The following is a 9,849-nucleotide window of genomic DNA, read 5'->3' as shown; positions in this document are numbered from 1 at the left end:
TGTCCTACGGACTGCGTGGTTGGCCTTTTCTTTTTTGCGGGAATATCCCCTTCATGCAATAAACCTTATTTTTGCATCCGTTCATGCAGGAAATCGACGATATGCACCGCCTTCATCTGTTTACCGAGTCCCTGCTCTTCAATGCCATGCTTCATCTGCAGCAGGCATCCCGGATTGCTGGTCAGCAAATAGCTGGCACCGGTCGCTTCAACATGCTCCATTTTATGGTCCAGAATCTGGCCGGCCATCACCGGCTGCGTGATGTTATAGATTCCCGCCGAGCCGCAGCAGCGATCGGCATTCTTCATCTCGACGTACTGCGCCCCCTCGACGGAGCGCATCAGCTTGCGGGGAGCGTCCGCTGAACGCATGACGTTGCGGAGATGGCACGAGTCCTGATACGTAATCGTGACGGGGGGTTCCCCTGCCTGCTGCCCTTGGCTGAAATCAAGGCTCCGGCCGGCACGAACGAGCAGGTCACTGATGTCGATGACCCGATCCGCAAACCATACCGCATCGTCCCGCCACTGCGGATCCTCATGCAGCAGATGGTCATATTCGGTCAAAATGGCTCCGCAGCCGCCGGCGTTGGAGACGATATAGTCCACGCCCGCGTCCTTGAAGGTCTTGATATTGCGTCTTGCCAGATCCCGTGCTCCCTCCGCTTCCCCGCTGTGCGCATGCAGGGCGCCGCAGCAGTTCTGCTGGCGCGGAATCACGACTTCAAAGCCGGCAGCCGTCAGGAGATCCACGGTATGGATATTGGTCTCTGTAAACAGAACGTCCATGATGCAGCCCCTGAACAAGGCGACTGTGGCGACTTTCTCGCCTTTGGCCGGATGGCGGTCGCCGATTTTCTCCACGACGCCTTGTCCGGATGCGTCCGGGAGAATTTTCTCCATGTCGCGCATATGCTTCGGAAACAGCTTCATGGCCCCGGTTGCATGGGCAACCGTGCGAAGCCCGGATTTCTGGTAAAACTGCAGGCCGCGCCCAACCCATTTCATCCGCTGCTGGTGAGGGAATACGGCCTTGAAGGCCGTCTTGCGCGTTACCTTCACCCAAGTTTTATGCTCCTTGTGATCCTCGATCGCGTCCCGCGCCTGCTCAATGAGCTGGCCGTACTGCACGCCCGCCGGACAGGCCGGTTCACAGGCGCGGCAGCCGAGGCAGTGGTTCATCTGGTCTTCAAAGGCCTGATCCGGCTCCATGATGCCGTCTGCGACAGCCTTCATAAGGGCGATCCGGCCGCGCGGCGATTCCGCCTCCAGGCCTGTCTCGGCGAAGGTCGGGCATGCCGGAAGGCAAAAGCCGCAGCGCATGCAGTTGGTCAGCTGATCTTCATCGAGCCGTAAACGGAGCTTCTCGGTCAATGCATTGGTTGATGTTTGCCCATTAGCCACGCTGGATCACCACCCGTTTGCGTGTTTCTTTCGCGAATACCTTGCCCGGATTAAGCAGGTTATCCGGATCAAAGGAGCTTTTGATCGCTTTCATGACCTGCATTCCCGCCGGACCCACCTTCCATTCCAAATATGGTGATTTGACCATGCCGACCCCATGCTCGCCGGTAATCGTTCCTCCCAGCCGGATGGCCGCTTCAAAGATCTCCTCGAACGCCGCATCCACCCGCTCGATCTCTTCCTTGTCGCGTGCATCGGTAGTGGCCGTCGGATGCAAGTTCCCGTCACCCGCATGGCCGAACGTGCTGATCTGCACCTGATGTTTCTTGGCGATCCGGTTGATTTCGATGACCATGTCCGCAATTTTGGAACGCGGCACCGTCGCATCCTCGAGAATGGTCGTCGGACGCAGTCTGGCCAGCGCCGTGAACGCGCTGCGGCGTGCCGTCAGCAGCTTCTCCGCCTCCTCCACACTGGCCGCAATGCTCACCTGATCGGCATGTTCGCTTGTACATACTTCCGTAATGATGGCGATATCCCGCTCCACCGCTTCCTCGTCGCCGTCCTGCTCAATGATTAGAATCGCTTCCATATCCAGCGGCAGACCCAGCTTCGCGAAATCATCCACGACGCGGATGGTGGCATTGTCCAGAATCTCCAGTGTCGCCGGAATGATCCGGTTCTCGATGATTTTGGATACCGTCCGGGCCGCACCGTTCAAATCCTTGTACATCGCGAGCATGGTTTTCTTATATCTTGGCGGCGGAATCAGCTTCAGAATGGCCTCTGTAATAATAGCCAGCGTGCCTTCCGAGCCGACCAGCAGCTTCGTCAGGTCATAGCCCGCCACGTCCTTCATCAATTTGCCGCCGGTGCGGATGATGTCCCCGTTTGCCAGCACCGCCTCCAAGCCGATGACGTAATCCTTGGTCGTACCGTATTTGAGGCCGCGAAGCCCGCCGGAGCATTCGGCGATGTTGCCCCCGATCGTGGAAATCGACATGCTGCTCGGATCGGGCGGATAGAACAGCCCCAGGCTTTCCACATGAGTGCTGAACAGCTTCGTATTCAGGCCGGGCTGTACTGTTGCCGTCAAATTTTCTAGGTCGACTTCGAGAATCTGGTTCATCCGGTGCATCACCATGACGACGCCGCCCTCCACAGGAACCGTGCCCCCGCAGAGGTTCGTCCCGGAGCCTCTCCCGACTACCGGAATTTTATAGCGGCTCAGCACCTTCATGATTTGGGATACCTGTTCCGTGCTTGACGGATAGACGACGGCATCGGGAAGAGACTGCAGCATCGGCGTCCCGTCATAGGAATGGGTGACAAGAGACTGCGGATCCTCCTTAAAATAATCGCTGCCCAATATGGCGATGAGTTCGCGTTTAACTTGTTCTTGCAGCAAGGAAAGCACCCCTTTGATCGTTTGAAGTTTAAAATTAGTCAGGTCATCTGATGACTTTTCATGTGATCAAGTATACACTAGAATATATGAATCGAAAATAGACCTAAACCGGAAAATTAAAATTTTAACTTGTCCGCGCTTGCGGTAAAATAAGGGAAATAAACATAATCGAGGAAGGGCGTTGAGTTGCTTTGACCAGCCAGCAAAGGCCGCTTAAGCAGTATGAGTGGGTTATGAATGATTTGAAAAAACAGATGGACGAGGGGCATTTGCAGCCCGGGGACCGTCTTTCTTCCGTCGTCGATCTGGCTGCGCAGTATAATGTAGGCAGATCGACGATCCGGGAAGCGCTCAGCGCCCTGAAGGCGATGGGACTGCTGAATATCAAGCAAGGCGGGGGTACGTTCGTCAAAGCGGCTCCGGCCGAAGCCGATCCGGTCCATCCCATGCAGCATTACGCCGATCTCTGGGAGGGCCGGGCCGCATCGCTGCGCCATGTGCTGGAGGTACGGCGCGTGCTCGAAACGGGCTGTGCTTCGCTAGCCGCGCAGCATCGGACGGAAGCAGACCTTGCTGCATTCAGGCAGCTGCTGGCGGATATGGAGCGCTCGGAAGATGAGCACTTCATCGAACAGGCTGACGTCAAGTTCCATCAGTGCATTGCCTCCGCGACGCATAACCCGCTCCTTCATGATCTCATGGAAAGCTTGTCGCTAAAGCTGCACGAGAGCATGAAGGATATGCGCGCACTGTGGTTCTATGCGGAGCGTTCCTCCGCCGAACGTTTGCTGCAGGAACATAGGCATATTTACGAGGCGATTGAGAAGCAGGATGCCAAGGAAGCCATGGCACGCATGGAGCTCCATATTTCCAAAGTGGAGCAGGTTTTGGACGAAAAGAATGCCGGAGACCATCACCTGCAGCGCTCGCAAACCCGAAGCTAGTTATCGAGCCGCATCGCTCCGGCGGTGCTGAACGCATACACATCGAGCCACGAAAGCACGTTTTTAATGCGAGCAATCATCTTTTCCAAATGTCCGCTCTCGATCCGCGGCAAAAAGGCGGCGTTTTCCGTTTCGGCGATATATTGAAGCGTAGTCAAAAACAGCTCGGTTTCCAAATCGATCTCCGCAAACTCGCGCGTGCGGCCGATCAGTTCGTCATAGCCGAGATCCTCTGGCGGAAGCATGCCTTCAGACTGCAGGAACACCTGCTTCAGCTTGGCCTTTACCGCCATGTGGGCCACGATCAACGATGCCTTGCAAAGTCCCTCCTCCATTAAGAGATCGGCAAGATTGAGATGGCTTTGGGACAGATCATTCCAGCTGCGCGCTTTTGAATACAGTTCATACATATCATGTCTGTGGGCATCGGCCCGGCTTCCTGCGGGAATATATTCTGAATCGGGTAACATACATACAACCTCCTATCAATTGAAGCAAAGACGGGTTTCCTCTGGTTCTCAGCGGTCAATTCCGTCTTTTTTGCTGCGGTTTGTCGGATATTTAAAGCGCTTTAACTCTACCTGTATCCGGACGCCGGACTGCTGTTGCTTCATGCACCTTATTTGCGCAATTAACGCAGCCGTGGAGGTAAAAAGTCCTTCATCCGAGTAAGTCTGCTTACCTGCCAACCCCATTGCTGTATGCTATATTTTTCGGTCTGCACTCCTAAAAAATGAAGATAATCCCAATAAAAAAGCGTGATGAATTACACCCCTGCCGGCTTCCAAGTGATGCTATAATGAATAAGTTCCCAAGACAACATGATCATTAAAGGAAGCTGAGACAATGATTGTTACGATTTTACTTGAAGTCGTGCTGCCCGTATTTGTGCTGATCGGATTCGGTTCCCTGATGCAGCGGATTTTTCGTCTGGACTTATATACCCTTGCCAAAATCAATTTCTACTGCATTACTCCCGCAGCGGTTTTCATGAGTATGTATCATTCGGATATGTCCGGCGGATTGCTGGGCACCGTCATTTTATTTTACGCGCTGTACGTGCTGATCCTGTACCTGCTGGGCTCGATTATCGCCCGCCCCCTGAAATTTACTAGCAGCATGAAGGCGGCATTCAACAACAGCATCATGCTCGACAATTCCGGCAATTACGGAATGCCGATCAACGCGCTTGTGTTCAAGGGCGACCCGCTGGCCTCTTCCATGCAGGCATTGATTATGTCTCTCCAAAGCCTGTTGACCTTCACGTATGGCGTGATTGCGATTCAAGGGGCCAAGATGAAGGGAAATTACCGGAGCATGATCATCGGCTTTTTGAAAATGCCCGTCCCCTATGCCCTCGTACTGGGACTGCTGCTGCACGCGCTGCATGCTCCCCTCCCTGTATTCGTGTCTCAACCTTTAACATACGCCCAGCAGTCCATGGTTGCCGTGGCATTGCTCACACTCGGCGCCCAAATCGTCAAGTATCCGCTCCGTCTTTACCGGCTTGATATTTATATCAGCCTGTTCGTCCGTCTCTTGGTCGGTCCGGCCATTGGGTGTGCGCTCGTATTCGCGCTAGGCCTCAAAGGCATTCCCGCCCAGGCACTTCTGATTGCATCCGGCATGCCGACAGGCGTCAATACGTCCATCCTTGCCGAGGAATACAAAAGCGAGCCCGACTTTGCCGCACAAACGGTGCTCTTGTCCACGCTGTTCAATGTGGTGACCATCACAGGACTGATTTCACTCGCCAAAATGTTTTAGTAACGCAGCGGATTCATGACCGGTTTCCCTATGGTATATTATGTATAGCGAATAAATGTACATAAATATGGAATCCCAGGGGTGAGTATCCATTGGATTTGTTGGAAAAAAGATTGGAGCAGCTCGAAGCCAAAATGAGAGCCATGGAGCTGGAGCTGGCCGAGCTGCGCCAAGTCAGGCCAGGGGATGAGCGCCTGGCCGAACCAAAAGCGGGATCAGGAGCGATGCAGCATTCAGCGGATCCTCGTTACGAAGAAATGCCTCGTGGTGATGCTGCTCATGAACAACAGCCGGGCATGCCAAGACCGTCCGGTTTGCACCAGCAGTCAACACCTCCGGTATATAGCCAGAGTTATGGCTACCCCGGCTTTCCGCCGCCAGGAAACCCGGCACCTGCACCAGATCAGGTTCAGGCCCCCTATGGCTATCAGCAAGGGCAAGGATCGGGACCTGCACAGGGGGCTGGCCGGTCCGACAAGGTTGCATATCCTTCCTATGCTTATAACCCGCAGCAGCCGAGCTTTCCAAAGGAGCCCAAAGCACCTAAAGACTGGGAGTATCTGATCGCCCGCGTCTGGCTGCCGCGTATCTTTATTGTGGTTCTGCTGCTGGGCGTGCTATGGGGATTCACTGCCGCCGTCAGCGCCGGTTATTTGACGGAGCCGGTACGCTGCCTGCTCGGCGTCGTCGCTTCCGCAGCCATGTATTGGCTCGGCGAAAGGCAAATCCGCAGCCGGCGCGAGGCGCTGGGACAGGTTCTGCTGGGCGGTTCGATCGGCGTGCTCATTCTAACCGTGTTCGCCGCGCATGAGCTGTATGAACTCATACCTTCGTGGCTTGCTTTTGCGCTCTACATTCTGTCCATCGCGCTGGGCGTGTTTACGGCGCTGCGCCGCCGATCCCAGACCCTGATCATCATCGCAACGGTGGCCGGGTACCTGATTCCCTTCCTCGTGCATTCGTCCCATCCGAATGCCTGGGTGTTCGCGGGTTATGAAGCCCTCTTCTCGCTAGCCATGATATACGTCGCTTTGAAATTTGATTTTCGCGCCGCTTATTTCGTGGCGGCGGGCGTGCTTCATCTGCCGCTATTATTCGGTTATGCCGCGGGTGATTTCGGAGAGAGCCGCCATATTTTCATCGGAGCCATCTTCATCCAGCATGCGGTACTGCTGGCTTATGCCATGTTCGGGCCTGCCCGCCGCAAGCTGGACGAAGCCTTGACCCTTTTTCCGGGGTACGGACTCATGGTGCTCTGGATGTACGCCCTGTATCCTTATACGGAAAACGGCATTCAGTGGCGTCCGCTGCTGCTGATCCTATGGGCGCTGCTGTACAGCCTCGCGGCGCTCGGCAAAGCCATGCAGGGACAACGGTCGCAGGTATTCATATCCATCGCCACCGCAGCCTGGTTTGTGTGGTCGCTGGATATTCTGGACCATAGCTATTCCCCGGCCATGGCTGTCGTAATTGGAACAGCAGGCTATATTCTTGGTTTGAAGCTGAGAAATATGATGCAGCAGATTACCTCCGGCGTTGTCTTTGCATACGGAGCTCTCGGCACGCTAACGATGGCCATCCATCAGGTGGTTTCGCCACAAACCTTGTCGTGGATGATCCTGCTCCTTGGCATCTGGCTTCTATCCTACGTTATCCGCTTGTCCAAGGGCGAAACGGCTGATATCCTCCCGGACATCCTGATGTGGGCCGACGCGATGCTGGCGATTGTGTTCATCACCCAGATCACAAATGTGCTGACCGCCGGGCAGAGTTACGATTTCCGTCATTTGATCCTATCCGCTGTTTGGGCGCTTTATGCGATGCTGGTGATCGGCTGCGGTATCGTCATCCAAAGAAAGATGGTCCGCATCGCCGGCATCAGTCTGCTCTTTCTGACCCTGATTAAAGTCATTATCGTGGACCTGCCCGGCGTTTCAACAGCCGTCCGTGCAATTCTTTTTATCGGCCTCGGCGCGCTCGGAATGGTTGTTTCCAGGTTTCTTTACAAGCGCAGGAGCCAAGAAGCGCCCGCCGATGAAGCTTCTATCGAGCCAAAAGTATGACGTATCCCGTTTCGCTGTTGCTTTTCTTGCGATCACGGGTTGGCATGAATCTAATTTTATACGTGCTGGTATTTATGAAAAAAAGCAGATGGCTTCCCGTTTGGGAAACCATCTGCTTTTTAGGTACAGTCTTTTCAAGGCAGCAAAATCCTTGCAAGCTCCCTGTAACTAGCCGCAAAATAATGCGGCCGATGATCCGTCTCCGGCTCGACATGGCGGTGGTTGAACCAAATGGACGTCCAGCCGGCCGCAAGCGCCCCGACGACATCGTTCCGCCATGAGTCCCCGATGTAAAAGCTGCTCGAAGGCTCCGTTTTCGTCCTTTCGTTCACATGCGCGAACAGACGCGGATCGGGTTTGTCATAGCCTACGGCCCCGGAAACGAAAATATGCGAAGGCGGAATAACCTGATCCATGCCCAGCGCCCTGATTTTGGCCCATTGATGCTCTGCCGGTCCGTTCGTAATCAACCCGGCCACATGCCCCGCAGCTTGTACCTCGCGGATGAGCCGGACCGCCTCCGGAAACGGAGTGATCTGGAATTGCCCTTGCAAATATTCACCCTGAATCCTCTCGGCTTCCAATTTCGTCACTTCAATGCCGAAATCGGCCAGGGCCAGCATGGCGCGCTTCACTCTCATGTCCTGCATATCCTGCTCCGCCCCGCCCGCATTGACGCCGCCATGGCGTGCGGACAATAAATCACTGTAATACCTGAATCTATGGTAGACCGCCTCATAAGGAAAATCCTCGTCCGCGCCTAGTACTTTTTTGAGCGCTTGGCTAAGCGGCTGCAAATGATCGTAAAGCGTATCATCGACATCAAAAAAGATCCCTTTTGTGTCCTTCCCGATTTCCCCCATATGATCTCCTCATCCTGCTTGTGATTTTTGTTACAGATTGCTTATTTATGTCTATTTTAGCACATTTCTTCAAGGTTTACGCCGCTTTCAGCATGGGCTGAAATGATGTTTTCCAAGGTGATAAACCCCTTTCAATTGTGACAGAACTAGCACAACCGTTCTGGCTCGGATCAATTATGAACAAAAATGAAAATCGGCGAATTTGCGGCTTTTCGCAGGTTTATCGTTCTTTTTGACGTTTTTTCCGAGAGAATGTGAAGTTTATCACAGAATAAATGTATATTAATGTCAAATATGTATTGTCTTGTATTTGTTTTCAATTTCGCAGATTACTATGCTAGGGCTATAAGGATTCGCGAATAATCCAAAGCTCAGCACTAAAGACATGCTAGAAAGGAGTTTCCCGTGAAAAACAAAAAAAGATGGCTTTTTACTTCCATACTTATTTCCATCATCATGCTTCTCAGTGGATGTAATTCCATGGTTGTACTGAATCCGAAAGGTCCGGTTGCCAAAACGCAGTCCGACACCATTATTTTCTCGATTCTGATGATGGCTTTTGTTTTGCTTGTTGTCTACATCTTATTTGTTGTCATGCTGACCAAATATCGCGCCAGCAAAACAAGTGATGATTATGAACCACCCCACATGGAGGGAAATAAATGGCTGGAATTGATTTGGACGGTGATCCCGATCATTATCGTAGCTATTCTCTCTGTTGTAACAGTGCGCACGACCAATGCTGTTGAAAAGGTGCCAGCCGGCTACGAAACTCAAAAGCCGCTTGTCATTTATGCTGCTTCTTCGAACTGGAAATGGCACTTCAGCTATCCCGAAGAGAATATTGAAACGGTGAACTACGTTAATATCCCGACGAACCGTCCGGTTGAGTTCCGTCTCTACTCTTACGGTCCGATTACAAGCTTCTGGGTTCCGCAGCTCGGTGGTCAGAAATACGCCATGAGCGATATGGTAACCAAGCTGAATCTGGTAGCCGAACATGAAGGTTCGTTTATGGGTAAAAACTCGAACTTCTCCGGTAAAGGCTTTGCCCAAATGGAATTCGAGGTGCTGGCTCAAACGCCTGCCGAATACAGCAAATGGGTTAAAGACGTGAAGGATACCGCACCGAAGCTCACCGAGGAGGAGTTTAACAAGCTGCTGAAGACCGAGATTGTCGGCCGCAAATCGTATACTTCCACCCACCTTGGCTTCGCGCCGGCTCCTATGGACATGTCCGAGCACGGACATGACGGAGACAGCAAAACTGAAAGCACGGACTCCGGCAAGGAGCCTATGGATCATAGCGATATGAGCAATATGGATCATAGCAATATGGACATGAAAGATCATTCGTCCATGGAAAGTGGACATTAAGATCATGGAGAAAGGAGACTAAAG

Annotated in this window: 8 protein-coding genes; 4 read left to right on the top strand and 4 right to left on the bottom strand. The window is 53.1% G+C overall.

The genetic code is table 11. The features are described from left to right. Positions 1–65 precede the first annotated feature (65 nt). Both PCH05_RS22225 and PCH05_RS22220 read right to left on the bottom strand, forming a co-directional pair. Positions 66–1,403: a (Fe-S)-binding protein gene (locus tag PCH05_RS22225; RefSeq protein WP_326069371.1), complete on the bottom strand. Its 1,338-nt coding sequence runs from the start codon at positions 1,401–1,403 to the stop codon at positions 66–68. Next, on the bottom strand, positions 1,396–2,811 hold the full coding sequence (locus PCH05_RS22220) for an FAD-binding oxidoreductase (protein ID WP_127605993.1): 1,416 nt from the start codon (positions 2,809–2,811) through the stop codon (positions 1,396–1,398). Before PCH05_RS22220 ends, PCH05_RS22225 begins: the two co-directional genes overlap by 8 nt. A 233-nt stretch (positions 2,812–3,044) precedes the next feature. Here PCH05_RS22220 and PCH05_RS22215 point away from each other — a divergent pair, with 233 nt between their 5' ends. Continuing rightward, the gene (locus PCH05_RS22215; RefSeq protein ID WP_127606013.1) at positions 3,045–3,755 is read left to right on the top strand and encodes a FadR/GntR family transcriptional regulator; all 711 of its coding nucleotides are present in this window, start codon (positions 3,045–3,047) and stop codon (positions 3,753–3,755) included. Here the strand turns inward: PCH05_RS22215 and PCH05_RS22210 are convergent. Continuing rightward, positions 3,752–4,225 carry a hypothetical protein gene (locus tag PCH05_RS22210; RefSeq protein WP_127605991.1) on the bottom strand — a complete coding sequence of 158 codons (474 nt, stop codon included), beginning with the start codon at positions 4,223–4,225 and terminating at the stop codon, positions 3,752–3,754. The two genes, PCH05_RS22215 and PCH05_RS22210, sit on opposite strands and share 4 nt — an antisense overlap. Before the next feature lie 376 nt (positions 4,226–4,601). Between PCH05_RS22210 and PCH05_RS22205 the strand changes: the two genes are divergently transcribed. Together PCH05_RS22205 and PCH05_RS22200 are read left to right on the top strand one after the other, a co-directional pair. Beyond that, entirely contained in the window at positions 4,602–5,522 is a 921-nt protein-coding gene (locus PCH05_RS22205; protein ID WP_127605988.1) for an AEC family transporter, read from the top strand. 92 nt (positions 5,523–5,614) lie between these two features. Next, entirely contained in the window at positions 5,615–7,585 is a 1,971-nt protein-coding gene (locus PCH05_RS22200) for a DUF2339 domain-containing protein (RefSeq protein WP_127605986.1), read from the top strand. 134 nt (positions 7,586–7,719) lie between these two features. On the opposite strand, the gene PCH05_RS22195 is transcribed toward PCH05_RS22200, so the two are convergent. After that, positions 7,720–8,448, bottom strand: coding sequence for an HAD family hydrolase (locus PCH05_RS22195; RefSeq protein ID WP_127605984.1), 729 nt, complete (start codon positions 8,446–8,448; stop codon positions 7,720–7,722). 405 nt (positions 8,449–8,853) lie between these two features. Here PCH05_RS22195 and qoxA point away from each other — a divergent pair, with 405 nt between their 5' ends. Beyond that, positions 8,854–9,825 (top strand): cytochrome aa3 quinol oxidase subunit II, encoded by a 972-nt coding sequence (qoxA, locus tag PCH05_RS22190; RefSeq protein WP_127605982.1) that lies wholly within the window; start codon positions 8,854–8,856, stop codon positions 9,823–9,825. Positions 9,826–9,849 lie beyond the last annotated feature (24 nt).

This window comes from Paenibacillus chibensis (genome assembly GCF_004001045.1).
GTDB classification, from domain to species: domain Bacteria; phylum Bacillota; class Bacilli; order Paenibacillales; family Paenibacillaceae; genus Paenibacillus_AQ; species Paenibacillus_AQ chibensis.
The sequence above is the reverse complement of the archived record's forward strand: the minus strand, read 5'-3'. Positions and strand labels throughout refer to the sequence as shown.